Below are 18,996 nucleotides of genomic sequence, written 5' to 3' on the forward strand. Positions count from 1 at the left end.
CCCGACCTCGGGAGACGGCATGCCCGAATCTCGCGGCGCGCCGCGGAGCCGCATGGGCATGGGGGCGCTGGCGCGTGGCTCTCGGCTATGTCCGAAGCGGGCGTGCGGCGCCGTGGAGAGGAGACGACGCATGCCGCACGGAATCCATCGGTCCCTGGGCCGCGCCTTCGCGCTTTTTGTGCTCGCGTTCGCGGGCGCCGCTGGTTGCGGCACGGACGCGGGGGAGCGCCCCGGTCAGGCCGCCGAGGAGCCCTCGGAGCCGCTCACGCACGGGCAGATCCTCGCCGTCGTGTCGACCCTCGACCAGGGCGAGATCGCGGCCGCCGACAACGCGCGGATCCGGGCGAGCGACAACGCCGTCCGCACCTACGCGCAGCGCATCCTCGCCGATCACAAGGAAGCGGAGACCCGCATCCAGGTGCTCCAGGCGATGCTCCGCGTGCAGCAAGAGGGGAGCGAGCTCCAGGCCGACGTCCGGCGGCAGAGCGAGCAGGCGGCCGAGCTTCTGCGGCAGACGCCGGACGCCCAGTTCAACGCCACCTACCTGGACACGCAGATCGGCATGCACCAGCGGACGATCACCCTCTTCGACGCGCAGCTCATCCCGCAAGCCGAGTCGCTGGAGCTCCAGACCTTCCTGCGCGACCTGCGGGAGGAGCTCACCAAGCACCTCGCCCTGGCGCGTTACCTTCGCAAGCGGTACCCGACGCCTCCGGGCGGCGGGATCTGACGCGAGCGCCCCGGACATCACGAAGGGCCTCCCGAGCGCCAAGATCGGACAGGGAACGTCCGATCTTGGTGTCGATTTCGGGAGGCCCCCTCCCATTGCATGATAATCTCGCGACCACGGCTTCCGTCATGGCCGGCGAGCCTCGCATTTTCGGGCTCGCCGCGGCCTGCGGGCCATTCTTTTCTTTATCGACCGGCCTCCCGCGGGAAGGATACGGATCCCATGCTTGTCTTGAAAAACTCTAGCCCCGGCCTCCCGGCCGCGCCGTGGACGCGCCATGCCGCCGCTCGGTGATCGCCGGATGTACCTGCCGCGTATCGCGGCCCCGCGCTGGGTGGTCTTCGCCGATTTCGACGAGACGTACCTCGCGCACGACGGCTCGCCCGAGCGCCGCCGCGATCGGCGCTCGCTCGAGCAGCTCCTCCTCGAGGAGGCCGCCTCGCTCGGCCTCGTCTTCGGCTGGGTCGCCGACGGGCCCATCGACCTCGTCGCCGCCACCGTCGGCACCCACGGCCTGCGCGTCGTGCCCCATTTCATCGCGAGCTCCTGGGGCGCCGAGCTCGATTTTTTCTCCCGCGAGGAGGGCCGCCGCCCCGTCGCCGAGTGGGACGCGCGCGTCGCGCAGAGCGGCTTCTCCCGCGCCCGCGTCGAAGGCGCGATCGACGACCTCCTCCGCCGCGGCATTCCCCTCGTCCGCCGCGAGCAGGCGGGCCGGCGCATCGATAGTTACATGTTCCAGCCGAACGGGCGCGGCCCGCGGCCGGAGATCACCTCGACCGTGCACAAGGTCGCCGAGCGCCACGGGATCGGCGTCCACGTCTACCCTTGCCACCCCGCGCTCGGCGAGCCCAGCGGCGCGCATGACGTGGATTTCGTGCCGCGTGGCGTCGGAAAACGCCAGGTCGTCGATTTCATCCTCGATCGCCTCGGCGTCCCGCGCTCACGGGCCTTCGGCTTCGGCGACGACGTGGGCGACGTCGACATGCTCTCCGCCGTCGAGCACGGCTACCTCGTCGACAACGCCACCGACGACGCCAGGCGCCGCTTCTCCCGCACCGCCGGCGCCAGTTATGCCCGCGGGATCCTCGACGTGATCGAGCGCCGCGTTGCTCCCGAGGGGGACGCCTCGCGTCCCCCTCTTGGCCAGGCAAAGCCTGGCCAATTCACCCCCTAGAGGCGAGCTCGCTACGCGACCTCGTAGAGCGCATCCGCGTTTGAACAGGGCCCCCGCGACACCGCTGTCAGGCCCGCGCCCGGGGTCTCCGAGCACGATCCCTTCTCGAATCCATGGAATACGCGGATGGCACATGCCTTGCTGGCCGTGCCGAGCCTTCCTCATTTCCGCATGAAGGAGACGAAATGCCGATGGAACGACCTTTCGCGGCGCGTCGCGCGCTGCTGCACCCCCTTTGGCTTGGATCTTTGGCCCTGCTCGCCCTGAACGACCACGTCCTCAAGGGCGCGGGCATTCTCCCCGGCGCGATCACGGGCAAATTGAGCGATTTCGCCGGGCTCGTCGTCGCGCCGGCCCTGCTCGCGGCGCTGCTCCGCCTCTCGAGCCGCCGCGGCCTCTTCCTCGCGCACCTCGCGACGGGCGCCGTCTTCGCCGCCATCAACCTCTCGCCCGCCGTGGCGCGCGCCTTCGAGGCCCTCGCGGCGCTCACACCCTTCCCCTGGCAGATCACCGTCGATCCCACGGATCTCGTGGCGCTGCCCGCGCTCGCCCTCGCGTGGCAGGTCCTGCTCCCGGCCATGCAGCGACCGCTGCCCGAGCGCCCCGTCGCCCAGCGCGCCGCCGTCGTCCTCGGCTCGCTCGCCTGCGCGGCGACCAGCGAGCCCGTCGACCCTCCGCCGCCCTGCGGCCCCGATTTCTGCGGCGGCGTCGTCCCCACCGAGCCCGGCGCGCTCGCCCTGCTCAACACCACGACCGGCGAGCGCCTCGTGCGCGTGCGCCCGCTCAAGGACACGGTCGAGGTCGATTGCCCGACCTTACTCGCGGACCCCGAATCCGCCCTCTCGCGCGAGCTCTTCGCCCCCGCCGACGCCTGGCTCCTCCAGGCGGGTCGGGGTTTGCCTCTCCAGAACAATGAAACCGCCGGGTGTGTCGCTTACCTCATCGACGCCGACGGCCTCTCGCCCACGCTGCTCGCCTGGTCCTCCTCCACGTTCCCCACCCAGCAGATCGCCACGGCGACGAATGGGGAGGATGGCCGCGGGATCCCGCTCACCCTCGATTCCAACGGGAAACTCTCGGTGGGCCCTCACGCCGCGGTCTTCAAGGCCCCCGCGCTCGAAGATCCTCCGGTCGCCCCCGGCTGCGCCTCGCCCGACGAGACCGTCGGCATCGAGTGGTCCACGCCGCTGCCCGTCGGCGGGCCCTGGCTCGTCGAAGGCGTCACCTCGTCGCCCGACGATTGCCACGCCATCGAGCTCCAGAACAAGGCGACGATGTACATCTGCGTCCCCGGATCGGCCATGCCCTTCCAGGCCGGCGACAGCATCGAGGTGAACGAGCTCGAGATCGCCGGCGGCTCCTACACCGAGGCGGTCGGCGAGGCGCCTTCCGGCAAGGGCCTCCTGATTCGCAGCGCCACGCATACGCTCCTCGCCGTGCGCGGCAACGTGCTCGCGCGGTACGAGCTCACGGGTTCGTCCGAGCCGCTCAGCGAGCCCACCATCGAATCCGAGCTCGCCAAGGGCTGCGCCGGCACGCACGACGCATGCGGCAGCCTGCTCGTCCCGCTCGAGGTCGGCTACCTCGGCGATCACGTCCCCTCGATCACCTTCCTGCGCGCGGGCAAGAGCCTCACGCTCGCGGACGGTTATGGCACGGTGCACCTCGTGCGCGCCGAGGCCATGCCCATCCGCGACACCGACTGCCCGCCCTTCGCGCGCGCCAGCCGCCATTACGAATCCGTCCTCGTGATCAACGCGGGGCCTTGATTTCAGGAGGAAACCACCATGGACCATCGACTCGGTACAGCGCTCCTCTCGACCCTCCTCGCTTCGCTCGTGCTCACCGGCTGCGCGGACGCGGGCTCGGATCAATCCTTCGGCTCCGGCGGCAACCCCACGGAGCCCGGCGGCGGCGCGACGGGCGTCTCGCAGGGCGGCGCCCAGGATTTTGGCCTCTTCCGGAAGATCCTCGAGGCGGGCGAGATTCCCGGCCCCGGCACGCTCGACGACCTCGGCTTCTTCGCCGAGCACAAGCTCGATTACGCCCCGCCGAGCTGCGGCAACGACGTCTGCATGCACGGCCTGCTCGGCGTGATGGGGAACATGATCACCGGCTCGAATTGCACCCTCGTCCAGATCGGCATGAACTCGCCGATCGACGTGGGCAATTTGCAGCGCCCGCCCCTGCACCTCGTCATCGCCGTCGACGTGAGCGGCTCCATGTCCGGCGAGCCCATGGATTACGTGAAGGCGGGCCTCGTCGAGATGATCCCGTCCCTGAAGTCCACGGATCGCGTCTCCCTCGTCACGTACTCGACGAGCGCGAACCTCGTCCTCGATCACGTGAGCGCCTCCGATACCCAGGCGCTCCAGAGCGCGTTCCAGGGCCTCTTCGCGGCTGGCTCGACGAACCTCTACGACGGCCTGTTCACCGCGTTCTCCGTCGCGGATCAGCATTTTGATCCGACGTTCCAGAACCGCGTCCTCTACCTCTCGGACGGCGTGGCCACCGCGGGCCTGCAGAACCCGAGCAAGCTCACCTCGCTCGCCGAGGCGTACGCGAAGAAGGGCATCGGCGTCACGACGATCGGCGTCGGCGCGGATTTCGACGTGGAGGTCATGCGTGATCTCAGCGAGGTCGGCGCGGGCAATTTTTACTTCCTCGAAGATCCGAAGGCCGTCGTCGAGGTCTTCACCGACGAGGTCAATACCTTCCTCGTGCCCGTCGCGCTCGACGTGAACATCGACGTGAGCGTCGGCGGCGGTTATGTCGTCCGGGGTGTGTACGGGACGAACGGCTGGCAGACGGCCGAGGGCGGCGGGAACATCAACATCCCGAGCCTCTTCCTCGCTGGCCGCACGAGCTCGGACGAGCCCATCTCCGAGGGCCGGCGCGGCGGCGGCGGCGCCATGATCCTCGAGCTCGTCCCGCGCTCGGGCGCGATCAGCGTGCCCGATCCCTACGAGGTCGGCTCGCTCGGTTTGTCGTACAAGGACCCGCTCACGGGCCAGACGAAGACCCAGTTCACGAACATCAAGGCGCCGCACCTCTACGACGAGCCCGAGACGCATTTCAGTGACGACACCGTCGAGAAGGGGTTCGTCATGCTGAACATCTATGCTGGCTTCAAGCTCGCCGCCGAGCTCACGGCCGACAGCGATCCGCGCACCGCGCGCCGCACGCTCGAGGCGCTCCGCCCGAATGTCGACGGGTGGCTCGCGGAGAACCCCGATCCGGACATCCAGGACGACCTCAAGTACATCGACATGTTCATCAACAACCTGAAGGTCGTCGAGGCAACCACCACGCCCTACGAGCCCGCCGATCCGCCGCCGCCCTGGCCCGCGGATTGACGTCGCCCGCCGTCGTCCGGGGCGCGTGCAAGGCGCCCCGGAATCCCTTATCCTCGCCTTCATGAAGCACAGGCACATGTTCGTCGCGCTCGCGGCCGCCTTGCTCTTCGCCCTGCCCGGGTGCAAGAAGCCCGGCGACGCCGCGGGCGAGCACGGCGCCGAGGCCGAGGCGTTTGGTCGGCTCTCGATCGACGAGGTCGAGGCCAAGATGAAGGAGGCGAAGGAGGGCAAGCTCGCCTTCCACGTCATCGACAACAACGCGAAGTCGACCTACGACAAGGGCCACCTGCCCGGCGCGAAATGGGTCGATCACGAGAACGTGCGGGCCGAGGACCTCCCCGCGGACAAGGAGGCCACGCTCGTCTTCTATTGCTCGAACGAACGGTGAACGGCTTGCCATGAGGGCGCGGTCGGCGCCCTGAAGCTCGGTTACAAGAAGGTCTTCATCATGCCCGCCGGGATCGCCGGCTGGAGGAGGGCCGGCAAGCCCGTCGAGAGACTTTAGCTCCGAAGAGGGCGGCGGCGGCAGGCGACATCGAAGCGATGGTGATTCACCCAACCGCGCCCCCTGTCGCATCGGTCACATCGGGGGGGATCGTCGCATCGTTTGTCCAAGGGGTTTGTCTTGATGCTGGGGCTGTGGTAGGGACCTCTCGACGCACTCGTGCGCGAGTAGGAGGAACCTGTGCCCCGACGAACCGTAGCAAAACCATTCTGCCTGAAGGTTGGCGCTCGTATCCGCGAGCTACGAAAGGAGCACGGCAAGTCCTTGCAGGACCTCGCCGATGCCTCCGCGATCTCGAAAGGTCACCTGTCGAGCATCGAGCAGGGCCTCGCGGCGATCACCATCGAGACGGTCGAGCGCATCGCACGCGCGCTCGACATACCCCCTTATTGCGTCATGACGTTCCCGGCGGACGACGAGGTGAACCGTATCGCGGATCTCGCCCGCAAGGTGCCGAAGGGCGAGCGCCGAAAGCTCCGGAAAGACCTCGAGGCGCGCACGGCGCGCGAGCCCTCGAAGTAAATTTCCGGCTGCTCATGCCGCGCGCTTGCGCGCGAACACTTCCACGGTGATGTTGAACGCGGCGCGGTGCAGTGCATCCGCCGCGCGTGTGGCTTCTTCCGCGGTCGCGGCATGGCCACGGAACACGTCCCGGCCTTCCGCGTCGATCACCCCCGCCTCCACGTAGACGCGGCCATCACTCCCAAGCGCGAGTTTGTGGAGCAGCGCCCACACGAGCAAGTCCGCCGCGGTCAACTTCATGGCTTCCTCGGCATGTAATGCGTAGCCGACGAACACCGGGCGATCCGGAGGCGGCGGTTCGTCCTCCAGCTGGAAATAAAGCGTGCCGTCGCTGGCGAGCGCGAACTCCGTGGCCACCTCCAGAGGTTCGGGCCGCTCGGGAGCGGGGGGAACCCTTCTCTCGCTGGGCTTCCTGGGCATGGTTCTGTCTCCTTTGCATGAACTCGTGAGGGAGCGAGATGCTCGCCCCCTCGAGGACAAACAATGCGCCAGCGAGCACGAGGTAACGCGACCGCCGACGATTGGCAGGAGAGTGTCCGAACCCGAGGCGGGGATCAGTCGATGAGGTAAAACGGGTGGAGGCAGCAGAAGGTGACGGCTCTGGTCACGTCCTTCTTGGCCTCGCCCTTCGGCGCTCCCCCTGTCGCACTGCACGTACCCGGCACGTAGTCAAGGTCGGTGATCGCCTTGCCAGCGATGGCATGCCCCGGCGGGAGGATCGGCACACACTGGTCGTGGGGGGACAACAAGCCGAGCTGCTCCGACTGGGAGGAGCAGGAGGGCCCCTCATACAGGCGAACCGATGCCGCGCATGCGCTCCCTTCGGGCGGCCCGCATGCGCACGCCTCGCAGTCGCGATCGTCGAACACCGCGTCCTCGGGGTACATCTCGTACCGGTCCCAGTTGTAGTTGTCCGGGCAGGGCGCGTCCGCCCCTTCACGAACGACACACTGGAGCCACCCAGGCCCGGGATCACTGGCGCAATACCGCGTGCCAGCGTCGTTCGGCGCGCAGGCGTCGTCGTCCGTGTTGTTCATGCACGCGAGGCCCGCGAGCTTCCACTCGGTCTTCTTGGTGAAAGCGGGCTTCTCGCTCTTGGGGCTGCACCCCTCCTCGTTGGTCGGTCCGGGGAGCGGTGAGGCCCACACGGACTGGGCGCACGGCTCCCCGCCGCACTGGGCACCGGCCGGAAGGGCGTTTTCGCTCGTGCAGGAGCCATCCCAACCGGCCGGACCATCAAAAGGGAGGCTTACGGCCCCACTTTCCCCGCACGCCCCCGCGCGGATCTCGAACGTCTCCGGCAGTCCTGTGCACGCGCCTGTCGAGGGGCCGCATTCGCAAGGCTCGCACGCGGCAGGGGCATCGAGGTCCGCGAAGAGGCGGAATTTCTCGCTCGTGGCGCCTTCGGGGCACTTGGCCGGAAGCGTGCCGGGCGCCCCGACGAACAACGAGACCGCGACCTCCGACCAGTACCCGGCGTTTCCGCTGGGTACCGGGACGCACCGGCCTGGGCACGCGGATTGCCCAGCGTCGGGCTCGCCGGGGCCTGCCTCCGTGTTGGTCCCGGCGTCCCCCGCGTCGCTTCCGGCGTCCGGAAGACACTCGGGGTCGGGGAACAGGGCGTCGGGATCACACTCCCCCACCGCGAAGGAGGGTGGCGTCGTGCACGACGCAAGGAGGAGCCCCAAGCTGAAAACGAGCAAAAAAACAAGAGGTGTTCGCATGTTCAAAACTCCCATCCCGCGCCCAGTTGCGCGCCGAGCATGACCGGCGGGTGATCCGACAGGACCGTTGTACCAACCACCACCTTCACCCCGCTCGACAAGCCGAGGACATCGGCCGCCGCCTGGAGCGTGAAGGACTGCGTGACTCGAACCTTGGCGCCGACACGTCCACCCACGCCGGGCTTGACAAACGAAAAACTCGCGGGTTTGTAGCTCTGCCCGGAGTACTCGACGTTGAGCACGCCGAGGTGCGCGAGCGCGCAGCCGTAGAACCACCTGTAGTGTCCGCACACGCTGGCGAGCCCGCCAGCCGTCATGGCCGTGATTTGCCGACTCGCGACGCCCGACGTCAGCCACGCGGCGCGGGCTTCGAGCCCGATCGACACGTTTTCGTTCGGCTGCAAGCTGCCACCGATCATCGCGCCCACGGCAGGCGACCACGACGCCACGCCAAACACCACCACCGGCCCCGCCCCGATGAAGCCACGTAGCCCCTTTTTTTCGCCCGTCGCCTTCGATGGATCGTCGTAGCCGAACGGGTCTTCCTGCTTCGTGAACTCCGGCCCGGCCACCACCGCCGGCAACGTCGCAGTCGGGTCCTTCTCCGGCACGTGGACCGCCGGCTCCTGCTCCACCGTGCGCGCCGTCAGGGGAACGGGAACCTTCATGTTCTTCCCCTTCACGCCCGTGAACTTCACGACGGCCTCTTCGAAGCCGTCGAGGGTCGCGCGGATCTCGTGTTCTCCTCCGGCGACGAACGTCCAGAAGGCCGAACGCCCAAGCGCATTCCGATCGACGCCGTCCACCATCACACGCGCGCCAGCGTGCGAGACGATCACCTCGACCCACGTGCCGTGCGCGCGCGCCACCTCGTGCGCCTCGAAAAAACGCCTGCGCTCTGCACGCTCCGCGGGTGTCGCGGCGGGAGCCTGATGGAGCGCGTGGAGCAGGAGCTCGGCCGCGTCCTCGGGCCTGCCGCCCTCGACCAGCACGAGCCCGAGGCGCCCCGAGACGAGCGGATCGGACCGCACGTTGAGCGCCTGCCGGTACGCCCTTCCGGCTTCACGCAGCCGCCCCGCGGCGCGCTCGTGGTCTCCGAGCTGCGCGAACGCCTGGAACCGCAGCTCCGTGTCCGCCTCGGGGCTCTCGTCGGTGGCGCTGGGGAGGCTCTGCGCCCACGCCGCGGGTGACGCGAAAAGCAAGATCGAACCGAACACGATCGCGCGCATGAACCGGATCCTTAACACAATCGACGGCTCGGCTCCTAGAAGGACGAGTCCGCGGACGAACCCGTCTGGTCTGCGGACAAACCCACCGCCGGGGCGCCTTGCTTGTCGCTGTCGACCAGGGGACGCCGCGGTTTCGTCTGCTTTTGCTTCTTCGGCGTGGGCGGCGCGATGACGGGCACCGATGCACCAGCGTGCTCGAACGAGGGCACCGGCTTGGCAGCGTGCGCGACCTCCGCGGCGGACGCTGCCACGACGCGCGCCGCACCCGTGGCCACGGCGTGAAGCTCGCCGTCAGGCTCGCGCGGCGAGGAGAGCGCGAGCGACGCGAACACCATGGCCATGAGGAACGCCCAGACATGCCCGAGCCGGTGAACCCAGACGAAGAACAGCACGAGTACGGGATGCGGGACGGAAAACAGGTCATTGCCCAGCCGAGCCCGAAGGAACCTTCGGGCCCGAGAGAGCGCCACCTTCGACGCGTCCGCGGAGATCCCGAGCTTCGCCCCAGCCTCCGCGTGTGACCGCTCCTCGACGACGACCATCCACAGCACGGCGGCCTGCGCGGGAGGCATCTCTTGCACAGCGACGATCAATCGATCCATTGCCTGCTTGAGCTGCGCCGCGCGCTCCGGCGAGGGATCCGGCGACGCTGCCCTCTCGGCGTGTCCATCGTCGGGTTCGAAGACCTCCTGATGACGCCTGGTCGCGCGGCGCGACTCACCCATCACGTTCCGCGTGATCGTCACGAGCCACGGCTTCATCCCGTCCGGGTGCGGCGTGTAGTCCGGGAGCTTGCGGACGGCGTTCGTGTACACCCGCTGCACCTTGTCGTCCGCGGACTCACGCGTGTACGTCTCGTCGCTCTCGACGATGCGCTTGATCTCGAGCCGCAGGCCAAGGAGTTCGGCGAGCCAGCGGAGGGGCGGCGGCTTGGAAGAGGGGCCCATGACCAGATCAATGTGGGGCGGGGCAGGAGGTAACAGGAAATCGACACGCCGACATCGTTGCTTCCCCCGGCGCGGCCGGGCCGGTATAAACGCGCCTGCCGTTTCGTAGGGGCAAACCGAGAGGAGCACGTCCGTGGGCGACGAACGGAACGAGGAGGCAGGGATCCGCGGCGAAGATGCGCTGCCCGACCTCGATCCCGAGCCGCACTCGGTCGCGCCGCAGAGCAGCATCCCGCTCTCGTGTGGCACCGTCGTCGCGGACAAGTTCGCCCTCCAGCGCGTGATCGCCTCGGGTGGCATGGGCACGGTCTTCGAGGCGTGGGACACGCTCATCGAGCGCAAGGTCGCGCTCAAGCTCATGCACCCGCACTACGCGACCGACCCCTCCATGGTCGCGCGCTTCCGCCGCGAGGCGCAGGCCGCGGCGCGCGTGCAGCACCCGAACATCGTCAACGTGCTCGAGGTCGGCCGCCGCCGCGACGGGGCGTTTTACCTCGTCCAGGAGCTGCTCGTCGGGCAGACGCTGCGCGAGCACCTCGACGCGCGTGGGCCCCTCGAGCCGGACGAGGCGCTCGCGATCCTCGTGCCCGTCATGAGCGGCATCGCCGCCGCGCACGCCTCCGGCATCATCCACCGCGATCTCAAGCCCGAGAACGTGATCCTCGCGCGCTCACCCTCGGGCGAGATCATCCCCAAGATCATCGACTTCGGCCTCGCCAAGCTCCACGACCCCGGCAAGCAGAGCCTCACGCGCCTCGGCATGTTGCTCGGCACGCCGCAGTACATGGCGCCCGAGCAGGTCCTCGCCGAGAAGGTCGACATGCGCGCGGACGTGTGGGCGATGGGCGTGGTCACGTTCGAGATGCTCTCGGGCGTGCAGCCCTTCGGGGCCGAGGGCCTCGCCAGGTTGCTCGCGAAGATCGTCTCGAACGAGCCTCCTCCCACGCTCGACTTCTGCGCGCCCAAGGCCGCGTGGCCCTTCGCGTCCGCCGTCGCGCGCGCGCTCGAGCGGGACCTCACACGGCGGTACGCCTCGATCCTCGATTTTCGCGACGCGCTCTGCGAGGCCCACGGCGGCACGCGTGTGCTCGGGGCGAACGCCGCCGGGCGGGCGGGGCCGCTCGGCGGATCGGCGTTCGTGGACGTCGTCCCCATCGAGGATCCGGTGCTCGACGCGCCCGCGGCCGAGCTCGCCGAGGGCTTCGCGCAGTGGCACGACGACGGCGGAGGTGGCGGGTACGTCCGGGTGAACCGTCCTCCGTCGCCCGTCGCGCCGCGGCCTGCGCCGGCGCCTGGGCGGCCCCGCGTGCCCGTCTTGACCCCGCTCCCGGCGTCGCGCACCGAGTGGGGCGGCCCCGACTCCCGGAGCCAGCCGGAGGAGGACCCCGTCAAGCTCGCCGAGGAGGCGCTCGACGTGAACGCGCTCGCCGACGCCATTCGCTGGGCCGAGATCGCGCTGGAGGTCCCCGGCGAGAGCGAGGACGTGCGCGGCAAGGCCTGGCTCGTGCTCACGATCGCGCGCCGCTGGCTCGGCCATTACAGCGAGGCGGCGCGCGCGGCGCAGGAGGCGATGGCGCGGATGGCGCGTGGTTCGAATGGCTGGCACGCGGCGTTCGGGCACCTCGTCATTGCGTACGGCTACCTCGGCCGCAAGGATCGGCTGCTCGCGCGGGTGGACGAGCTCGTGCAGCTCGAAGAGGAGGAGGGCGTCACGACGGAGGCGCACCTCGTCAGCGCGAGCCGCCTGGCGATCTTCGTCGTGCGGGCGGGGGTGCCGCAGCTCGGCCGCAAGCTCGCGCGGGACGCGCACGGCCGCGTGGCGCGGGCGGGGGCCGTGGGGCCATTCTTGCGGGCGTGGCTCGCGGCGGCGCGGGCCGAGATCGCGATCTTCGAGGGGGATCCGGCGGCGTATTTGCGCCGCGTCGAGGCCGCGGTGGACGGCTTCACGGAGGCGACCGACGTGCGTAATGCGTGTTTGCAGCGCACGAACGTGGGGCTCGCGTACATGCACCTCGGCGCCTTTGATCGGGCCTGCTTCGGCTTGCGTCGTGCGGTGGCGGTGGCCGAGCCGATGCAGCTCGATTTCGTGCCATTCGCGCAGGGGGCGCTCGGGTATTGCCTCGCGCACCTCGGCCGCGACGCCGAGGGGCTCCCGATCATCGAGGCGGCGCTCGCGACGTCCCGCGCGCGCGGCGATCGGCGCCGCGAGGCGGGGCTGCTCGTGCATGCGGCGCGCGTGCAGGCAATGCGTGGGGATCACGGGGCGGCGGTGACGCTGGCGCGGACGGCGGCGGAGGAGGCCGAGGATCTCCCGGGTAAGCGGGCGTATGCGCTCGCGGTGCTGGCGGACGCGCTCCTCGCGGAGGGCCACGCGCTCGCGGCCCTGGCGCCCGCGAGCGAGGCGGCGCTGCTGCTCGACCGGATGGGCGGGATGGAGGAGGGCGACGCGCTCACGCGGCTCGTGCAGGCGCTCGCCTTGCGGGCGACGGGGCAGGAGGCCGAGGGCAAGAAGCGCCTCGGCGAGGCGCGGCGGCGGCTGCTGGAGAAGGCGGACAAGATCGGGGATCGACGCTTCCGGCGGAGTTTTCTGGAGCAGGTGCCGGATCATCGGCGGCTGCTGGAGGCGGCGACGTTGTGGATTGGGGCGGGGTGAGGGGCGCCCTTCGGGTCGTGTGCGCGTGACCTTCGAGGTTCGTGCGCTCACCTTCGAGACGTGCGCGCGAGACTTTGAGACGCGTGGGCGAGACTTGGAGACGCGTGCGCGAGACCTTCGAGGTTCGTGCGCTGGTAGTGGCCGGATATCCGTGAAAGTGGCTGGATGACGATCCGGCGAGCGCGTCTCGATCTACGCTTGTGCAAGACGCCGCCCCGATGGCGCAGACACACCACCGGGGCGACTTGACGCAACTTCGCAGACACGAGGTCACGCCCATGCACGATCTGTCATGGCCCGGTAGCTACGGCCAAGAGAACGATCCGCCCTGCCCGCCCGATCCCCCCGAGACGCCGCGACGCCGCAAGTCGGGCGCGCTCATGCTCTCCGAGGACGAGGCGCGCCACGTGCGCGTCGCGATCCGCAAGCTGCGCCGCGCCTTCGGGAGCTTCCGCGCGCTCTCCGCCATGACCGGGATCCCGGCGAGCACGTTGCGCCGCGCGGCGAACCCGAAAAGCTCGCCCACGGGCACGCTCGCGATCCGCATCGCCGCCGCCGCGGGCGTCGCGGTCGAGGTCCTTCTCGGCGGCAAGCTCGTCGTGACCACGCCGGTCATCGGGAGGGCAGCATGAAGCGCTCGCGTGTCAGGGAACGCGAGCGCATCCGCGCCGCCGTGCAGACCACCGATCCGGCCGCGCTGGCCGTCTACGCGGGCGAGCTACGTCCCGTCGTGGCGAGCCTTCGGGCCCTCGCCGAAGATGCGACCGCAGAGCCCAGTAAGCGCGTCCACGCTCGCTCGTTCCTGCGTCGGGAGCTACTTCGCGGCATCCGCGAGTTGGAAGCGCGCATCGACGCTGCATCGCCCGTCCTGTAGCCTCTGCCTGCCAATCCACTAATCCCTTGCTCGCGTCAGTTATTGCGGCGTCGTTTGCGCGCCTGCGCGGCTTCTACCTCCGCTGCCTCTACCTCCAATTCAGCTTGCGCCTCATCCGCCTCTGCACTTGTTCGCGTCGTCGCAGCGGCACGAACCCCAGATGGCGTGGACAATGCGCTTGCAGGCGGCGCTGTCGTCGCTTCAGGCTTCGCGGAAGTAGAGCCATTTTCGTCTGCGGATCCGTCGTTGCCATACTTGTCGATCCACGTACCTATACGGAAAACGGAAAAAGCCGCAGCGGCACTGAGTGTCATTGAATACGTGAAGATCAAAAAGCCAATACCCCACAGCGCAATCGCCACTTGTCCAAGCGCAGCATCGGAAACGTGAAGAATAGATGAGATAACAGCGAGCAACGAGTGCTTAGGTGTTCCGTGGCATGCCTTGGCCAGGGAAGCGGAGAGCAGGGCGAGCATCTGCACGATAATATAATGAACAAATGCCGAATTTACTTTAATAAACGGTGACTCCTCCGTCGTGCCGTCCGGCAACGTCTTTGGCCCTGAAATGGCGCTTCTAAAACCCTCGCTAAGGAATCCGACGAGCAACGCGTACCCGCCGAGTGTGAATCCAAGCAAGCTCGGGACAACCGAAATCACGAGATCCCACCACTCGGGCACAGTCCAGAATCCGTACGATAATGCACAGATAACGAACGCGACATGGAAGTAGACCGAAGCGAATACATCGCCCCAGCCGCCATATGCGTGCCAATATCTCGCAATGATGCTGCCCACATTGCTGTAGGATTTTGCGAGCTTGGTCTTAACGAACCAAGTTCGCAACTTGCTGAACACGGTGCTCATTTTCTGACTTTCGTAAACACCGAGGTGAGAACCTCTTTCGCCGCTTGCACAAAGGCCACGTCCTTTAATGTCGTCACGGCATTGTAGAGTGTAGTTCCGATGAGCGGGTGATTCTCGGTTGATATTTTCTGCGGGCCTTTAGGCCCGACCCCTTCGGCAAACACGCGTCCGTTTGACATGGCCAAGCGTGCAAGCTTCCTTGTCTCATCGTCAGGCGTTAGCCCTTGCCCTTTCTCACTGTCAAGAGTGAGCGTTAGTTTGCGCGCCCTTTGGCGCTCCAACCTCCTCTCGATTTCTTCGTCTTCGTCGCCGAAGTCATCCGGATTTGGTCGTGTGACCATGATTCGCAGATGTTTGAGAGTCTGCATTTCGAAGATGCGCTCCAGCGTTTCTCGCTCTTGTTCAATCGTAACGGTAACCTCCGGCAATTCGCCACGAACCTTCTTATTGTTGAGAATCAATCGCATAGCTCGGCACACACTGTGCGCGCCAAGTCCGCTATCCAGCTCGAACACGAATCGGTGCGATTGTGGCGCAAATGCAAAAAAAGCCTGCTTCATGGACGGCTTGAGGTCTTCGGGCAGTTGGACCGACGCCACCTCATTCGGTGCCGCAGCTTCGCCTCGTTCGACGTTTAGCCAAGGCGCTTTGGGATCGAAATCGACAAAGCTGTTGAGGTGTCCTGTCCAAAGCTCAATATCATTGCTGGTAGACTTGCTGAACGAAGAGACGATCGCATGTCGATCGCCATGTGCGAGGCCCACAACGCGCTCTTGTTTCGCACGAAGGAATAACTCGATGTACTGCGCGGGAGTGTGTGGGTGGGTCGTGATATTGAGCACAGCTACCTGCATTCGCTTCGGGCGCATGCGCGCGACTCTACCACCGCCGCCATCTCGCGCATACTTTTTTGTATCTTCACGGCTTCGGGTGAGAACCGGCTCCTTGTCTAACCTCGCGTGAACACCGTCTTTCGGTCGCTATCGCACCCTCTTGGATAGGACATTACGTGTCCGATCTGTACGCCGATTCCCTGCGTTTTCGGCGCGTTTCGTGGTACCTTCTACCCATCGAACGGCGACGCGGTGAGGGCGCAGATGGGCGCCCGGTAGACCGTCGCCGTGGCGAGGAAGCCATGGGAGCGTCCTTGGATGGATCGAAGCGCCTGCGTGTCCTCTCCGCGCTCGTGGACGGCAACTCTGAGCGCGCCACGGCCCGGATCGCGGGCGTCGACCGGGAGACGGTCGGGCGCCTGTCCTTGCAGTTCGGCACCGGCGCGGTGCACCTCCACAACGGCCTCGCGCGTCACCTCGCGGCGTCGCTGATTCAGGTCGACGAGATTTGGAGCTACGTCGGGAAGAAGCAGAAGCGCGTCACGCCCGAAGACCCGCCCTACGTAGGCGAGGCGTACACGTTCGTCGCCATGTCGGCCACGAGCCGTTTCGTCATCGGCTGGCACGTCGGGAAGCGAAACGAGGAGAGCGCGCGGGCCTTCATGGAGGATGTTCGCGCGCGGCTCTGCGTCATGCCCTCGATCGTGTCCGACGGGTTCGCCCCCTACATCGCCGCCGTGGGCGCGTCCTTCGGGCCCGGCGTGGACTACGCGCAGACGGTCAAGAACTACAGCCGCAAGGGGCGCCGCGACGATGACCACCGGTACGAGCCCGCGCGCGAGGCGCACTTCATCACGAAGCGGGCGATCTTCGGCGCGCCCGATCTCGAAACGGCGAGCACCGCCTACATGGAGCGCCAGAACGGCACGATGCGCCACCATATCGGACGCATGCGGCGCCTCTCGTACGCCTTCAGCAAGCGCCCCGAGAATCACCGCGCCGCCGTCTCGTTGGCCTACGTGCATTACAACATGTGCCATATCGTGAGCACGCTCCGCACGACGCCGGGAATGGCCGCACACGTGACCGATCATCTGTGGGAGATGGAGGAGCTTCTGGACGCGCTCATGACGGCCAAGCCGTGCGACCCGCCGGCCAAGGAAGCGCTGCGCCATCGGGAGCCGGAAAGTCCGGCGCGCGAGCTGCCCGGCGGGCGTGGGTTCCTGCGCCTGGTCGGCGGGGGCAAGGGGGCGGAGCCGCGTCCTCATGTCGAGCCGCCTCCGGTCGCGCCCGTGCCGGTCGCCGCCCCCGTCGAGCCCGTCGCCGATCCGACCGGGCAGCTTGACCTCTTCGCGTGGCGCCCGAAGCCTCCCCCGAAGGGCCAGCTCTCCCTCTTCCCAAACGACGAGCCCCGGTGAAAGTGGCCGGGCGGATGTCCCGCCACTTTCACCTCGTGGCCGGATCCAGCCACTACCCGTGCGCTCACCTTCGAGACGTGTGCGCGAGACTTTGAGACGCGTGGGCGAGACTTGAAGACGCGTGCGCGAGACCTTCGAGGTTCGTGCGCTCACCTTCGAGACGTGTGCGCGAGACCTGGAGACGCGTGGGCGGGACCTCGAGACGTGTGCGCGGGACTTCGAGACGTGTGCGCGAGACCCTCGAGACGCGTGCGGGTGGATGGCATGACACATCCGACCCGTGAACGGGTACAGAGAACCGATGCATCACGGCACGTCTCCCTCCGGCAGCGGCGAAGGCGCTGCGGCAGCGGACTGGGCTCGCCTCTCGGAGGCTCTCTCCGCCTTCAAGCAGCGCCTCGCAGACATCGAATTCGGCGCTTTGCGCGCGGGGAGAGAGGTTGATGAGGCGACCGTTCGAGCTGTCGTCGTTCTGTTCCTGGAGCTGATCCGGTTGCTCAATGAATCGACGGGGGACGGGTCGAGCCATCCGAGAGCCGTCCGGAAGGATCTCGGCCGGCGCGTACAGGTCGAGCTCTTGCCCTACATCCTGCTCGGCAAGTTGTTCGAGCGTATGCATACGAAGCCGCGGGGTTACGCCGGCGATTACCTCACCATCCATCAAATGTACGAGAACCGTCCCCAGGGTGTCGGCCGCCTCGGTCCCCTCATGGATCGCTGTATCCTCGAGGTTCCGACCATCGTGGCGGTGCGGAACCGCCGGGGGCTTCTTGCGCGCGAGGTCCGCCGGGAGCTGCAAGCCCATCCCGATCGACCCGTTCGAGTGACGAGCCTCGCCTGCGGCCCGGCCCAGGAGTTATTCGACATTTACGAGGAGCTCGAGGATCCGTCGCGTCTGCGCAGCACGGGGATCGACATCGATTTCCAGGCGCTCGCGTTCGTCGCGGAGCGGCGCGACGACGCCGGCCTGCGAAAGTACATGGGGCTCGAACAGAGCAACCTCGTCTATCTCGCGCAGGGGCGGTCGACGCTCACGCTGCCCCCGCAGGATCTGATCTACAGCATTGGATTGATCGACTACTTCGACGACGAGCTCGTGGTGCAATTGATGAATTATGCCTATCAGCTCCTCGCGCCCGGAGGACGTCTCATCCTCGGCAACTTCCATCCACGAAACATCGGCAAGGCCCTCGCCGATCACGTGCTCGACTGGGAGCTCGTCCACCGCACCGAGGCGGACATGGATAGGCTGTATGGCGCCTCGGCGTTCGGCAGGCCGTGTTCGAGGGTCGTGTTCGAAGAGCTCGGGATCAACCTGTTCGCCGAGTGCATCAAGGAAAGAACGGGAGGGGGATGAGATCGTCGCGTCCACCTCCACGCGGCGTGGTCACCTCCGGTCACCTCCAGGGGCCGTGGAGCCAGTTGCCGGGGGCCTCGGGGTCCTGGCTGGTGAAGAACTCCACCACGCCTTCCTTCAGGTCGGCCTTCGACATCACCCCGGCGCCCCTGCGATCGAGGCGGCGGAACGATTCGACCGCGTTTGGCCGATCGACGCCGTGGCCGCACAGCCAATTGGCGAACTCCTCCGCCGAGATATTCCCGTCCCCGTCGGTGTCGACGCAATCGAACAGGATCGAGGTGGCCTGGCCGATCGTGAGGGCGAAGCTGTCGCCGCTCGACATCTGCCTGAAGCCTTGATCCCACTCCGCCCGGGTGATCCGCCCGTCCTTGTCCGCGTCCACGGGGATCAGGTGGGACCACATCTTCTCATAGGCGCCCTGGAGCTGGAGATGCATCTCCGACCGGATGGGGTGCCCGAGCCGGCCGGCGATCCAGGCGGCAGGACGGAAGAAATCCGCCTCGTCGATGTACCCGTTGCGGTTGGTGTCGAAGTTATCGAACATGCGCGTCATTTTTTGCGCAACGACGTCGATGGCCATGTCGTGGGCTCCTTTGTTGTCGTCCGGATTCGTTACAGGTCGAGAAGGATTCGCGTGGTGGGTCGGACCGTGCTCGTCATCGGCGGGAGCGGGGTGCCATCGTCCCCCCTCGTTGGTGGATGTGCGATGGTAACGAGAGAAACCTGACTTCTGTCAATAACGAAATTCGTGCCGCGGTCGGGAGCTTGGTACCCGAGGTCGGATCGGGAAGGCGAGGAGCTGGAT

18 protein-coding genes are annotated in these 18,996 nt (G+C 67.3%); 11 read left to right on the forward strand and 7 right to left on the reverse strand.

Annotation, left to right across the window (positions count from 1 at the left end; translation table 11 throughout):
- The first annotated feature begins 130 nt into the window (after positions 1–130).
- The 6 genes from GF068_RS27230 (at position 131) to GF068_RS27255 (ending at position 6,287) form a co-directional block, all read left to right on the forward strand.
- Positions 131–730 (forward strand): DUF4142 domain-containing protein, encoded by a 600-nt coding sequence (locus GF068_RS27230; RefSeq protein ID WP_170319703.1) that lies wholly within the window; start codon positions 131–133, stop codon positions 728–730.
- A 277-nt stretch (positions 731–1,007) separates the two neighbouring features.
- Positions 1,008–1,904: an HAD hydrolase family protein gene (locus GF068_RS27235; protein ID WP_153822396.1), complete on the forward strand. Its 897-nt coding sequence runs from the start codon at positions 1,008–1,010 to the stop codon at positions 1,902–1,904.
- Between the two features lie 191 nt (positions 1,905–2,095).
- Positions 2,096–3,673: a hypothetical protein gene (locus tag GF068_RS44430; protein ID WP_206079567.1), complete on the forward strand. Its 1,578-nt coding sequence runs from the start codon at positions 2,096–2,098 to the stop codon at positions 3,671–3,673.
- A gap of 18 nt (positions 3,674–3,691) precedes the next feature.
- The gene (locus tag GF068_RS27245; protein ID WP_153822397.1) at positions 3,692–5,260 is read left to right on the forward strand and encodes a vWA domain-containing protein; all 1,569 of its coding nucleotides are present in this window, start codon (positions 3,692–3,694) and stop codon (positions 5,258–5,260) included.
- 61 nt (positions 5,261–5,321) lie between these two features.
- Positions 5,322–5,648, forward strand: coding sequence for a rhodanese-like domain-containing protein (locus GF068_RS27250; protein WP_153822398.1), 327 nt, complete (start codon positions 5,322–5,324; stop codon positions 5,646–5,648).
- A gap of 297 nt (positions 5,649–5,945) precedes the next feature.
- Positions 5,946–6,287 (forward strand): helix-turn-helix domain-containing protein, encoded by a 342-nt coding sequence (locus GF068_RS27255; protein WP_153822399.1) that lies wholly within the window; start codon positions 5,946–5,948, stop codon positions 6,285–6,287.
- A 12-nt stretch (positions 6,288–6,299) separates the two neighbouring features.
- Here GF068_RS27255 and GF068_RS27260 read toward each other — a convergent pair whose 3' ends face one another.
- From GF068_RS27260 to GF068_RS27275, 4 genes are all read right to left on the reverse strand, one after another.
- Entirely contained in the window at positions 6,300–6,644 is a 345-nt protein-coding gene (locus GF068_RS27260; protein ID WP_153822400.1) for a hypothetical protein, read from the reverse strand.
- A 197-nt stretch (positions 6,645–6,841) separates the two neighbouring features.
- Positions 6,842–7,435, reverse strand: a complete 594-nt coding sequence (locus GF068_RS27265) for a hypothetical protein (protein WP_153822401.1) — start codon at positions 7,433–7,435, stop codon at positions 6,842–6,844.
- Between the two features lie 578 nt (positions 7,436–8,013).
- On the reverse strand, positions 8,014–9,240 hold the full coding sequence (locus GF068_RS27270; RefSeq protein ID WP_153822402.1) for a hypothetical protein: 1,227 nt from the start codon (positions 9,238–9,240) through the stop codon (positions 8,014–8,016).
- Between the two features lie 35 nt (positions 9,241–9,275).
- Positions 9,276–10,187: an RNA polymerase sigma factor gene (locus GF068_RS27275; RefSeq protein ID WP_170319704.1), complete on the reverse strand. Its 912-nt coding sequence runs from the start codon at positions 10,185–10,187 to the stop codon at positions 9,276–9,278.
- Positions 10,188–10,320: 133 nt separating this feature from the next.
- Here GF068_RS27275 and GF068_RS27280 point away from each other — a divergent pair, with 133 nt between their 5' ends.
- The 3 genes from GF068_RS27280 (at position 10,321) to GF068_RS27290 (ending at position 13,714) form a co-directional block, all read left to right on the forward strand.
- Positions 10,321–12,840 (forward strand): protein kinase domain-containing protein, encoded by a 2,520-nt coding sequence (locus tag GF068_RS27280; protein ID WP_170319705.1) that lies wholly within the window; start codon positions 10,321–10,323, stop codon positions 12,838–12,840.
- A 278-nt stretch (positions 12,841–13,118) separates the two neighbouring features.
- Positions 13,119–13,472, forward strand: coding sequence for a hypothetical protein (locus GF068_RS27285; RefSeq protein ID WP_153822405.1), 354 nt, complete (start codon positions 13,119–13,121; stop codon positions 13,470–13,472).
- On the forward strand, positions 13,469–13,714 hold the full coding sequence (locus GF068_RS27290) for a hypothetical protein (RefSeq protein ID WP_153822406.1): 246 nt from the start codon (positions 13,469–13,471) through the stop codon (positions 13,712–13,714). The genes GF068_RS27285 and GF068_RS27290 overlap by 4 nt, the downstream gene beginning before the upstream one ends.
- Before the next feature lie 35 nt (positions 13,715–13,749).
- On the opposite strand, the gene GF068_RS27295 is transcribed toward GF068_RS27290, so the two are convergent.
- Both GF068_RS27295 and GF068_RS27300 read right to left on the reverse strand, forming a co-directional pair.
- Positions 13,750–14,580, reverse strand: a complete 831-nt coding sequence (locus GF068_RS27295) for a hypothetical protein (RefSeq protein WP_153822407.1) — start codon at positions 14,578–14,580, stop codon at positions 13,750–13,752.
- Entirely contained in the window at positions 14,577–15,449 is an 873-nt protein-coding gene (locus GF068_RS27300) for a DUF4747 family protein (RefSeq protein ID WP_153822408.1), read from the reverse strand. The genes GF068_RS27295 and GF068_RS27300 overlap by 4 nt, the downstream gene beginning before the upstream one ends.
- Positions 15,450–15,715: 266 nt before the next feature.
- Between GF068_RS27300 and GF068_RS27305 the strand changes: the two genes are divergently transcribed.
- Together GF068_RS27305 and GF068_RS27310 are read left to right on the forward strand one after the other, a co-directional pair.
- Complete coding sequence (locus tag GF068_RS27305) at positions 15,716–16,831, forward strand: transposase (RefSeq protein WP_153822409.1); 1,116 nt, start codon at positions 15,716–15,718, stop codon at positions 16,829–16,831.
- A gap of 301 nt (positions 16,832–17,132) precedes the next feature.
- Positions 17,133–18,188: a class I SAM-dependent methyltransferase family protein gene (locus tag GF068_RS27310; protein ID WP_153822410.1), complete on the forward strand. Its 1,056-nt coding sequence runs from the start codon at positions 17,133–17,135 to the stop codon at positions 18,186–18,188.
- Positions 18,189–18,228: 40 nt separating this feature from the next.
- Here GF068_RS27310 and GF068_RS27315 read toward each other — a convergent pair whose 3' ends face one another.
- A complete protein-coding gene (locus tag GF068_RS27315; RefSeq protein ID WP_153822411.1) occupies positions 18,229–18,771 on the reverse strand; it encodes an EF-hand domain-containing protein in 543 nt (180 codons plus the stop codon).
- Positions 18,772–18,996 lie beyond the last annotated feature (225 nt).

Origin of the sequence: Polyangium spumosum (assembly GCF_009649845.1) — a bacterium.
Classification (GTDB): domain Bacteria; phylum Myxococcota_A; class Polyangia; order Polyangiales; family Polyangiaceae; genus Polyangium; species Polyangium spumosum.

Bases quoted from the DNA above. Each gene is read 5' to 3' on its own strand.
- GF068_RS27230 (WP_170319703.1), top strand. From the start codon at position 131: ATGCCGCACGGAATCCATCGGTCCCTGGGCCGCGCCTTCGCGCTTTTT.
- GF068_RS27235 (WP_153822396.1), top strand. From the start codon at position 1,008: ATGCCGCCGCTCGGTGATCGCCGGATGTACCTGCCGCGTATCGCGGCC.
- GF068_RS44430 (WP_206079567.1), top strand. From the start codon at position 2,096: ATGGAACGACCTTTCGCGGCGCGTCGCGCGCTGCTGCACCCCCTTTGG.
- GF068_RS27245 (WP_153822397.1), top strand. From the start codon at position 3,692: ATGGACCATCGACTCGGTACAGCGCTCCTCTCGACCCTCCTCGCTTCG.
- GF068_RS27250 (WP_153822398.1), top strand. From the start codon at position 5,322: ATGAAGCACAGGCACATGTTCGTCGCGCTCGCGGCCGCCTTGCTCTTC.
- GF068_RS27270 (WP_153822402.1), bottom strand. From the start codon at position 9,240: ATGCGCGCGATCGTGTTCGGTTCGATCTTGCTTTTCGCGTCACCCGCG.
- GF068_RS27275 (WP_170319704.1), bottom strand. From the start codon at position 10,187: ATGGGCCCCTCTTCCAAGCCGCCGCCCCTCCGCTGGCTCGCCGAACTC.
- GF068_RS27285 (WP_153822405.1), top strand. From the start codon at position 13,119: ATGCACGATCTGTCATGGCCCGGTAGCTACGGCCAAGAGAACGATCCG.
- GF068_RS27290 (WP_153822406.1), top strand. From the start codon at position 13,469: ATGAAGCGCTCGCGTGTCAGGGAACGCGAGCGCATCCGCGCCGCCGTG.
- GF068_RS27295 (WP_153822407.1), bottom strand. From the start codon at position 14,580: ATGAGCACCGTGTTCAGCAAGTTGCGAACTTGGTTCGTTAAGACCAAG.
- GF068_RS27300 (WP_153822408.1), bottom strand. From the start codon at position 15,449: ATGCGCCCGAAGCGAATGCAGGTAGCTGTGCTCAATATCACGACCCAC.
- GF068_RS27305 (WP_153822409.1), top strand. From the start codon at position 15,716: ATGGGAGCGTCCTTGGATGGATCGAAGCGCCTGCGTGTCCTCTCCGCG.
- GF068_RS27310 (WP_153822410.1), top strand. From the start codon at position 17,133: ATGCATCACGGCACGTCTCCCTCCGGCAGCGGCGAAGGCGCTGCGGCA.
- GF068_RS27315 (WP_153822411.1), bottom strand. From the start codon at position 18,771: ATGGCCATCGACGTCGTTGCGCAAAAAATGACGCGCATGTTCGATAAC.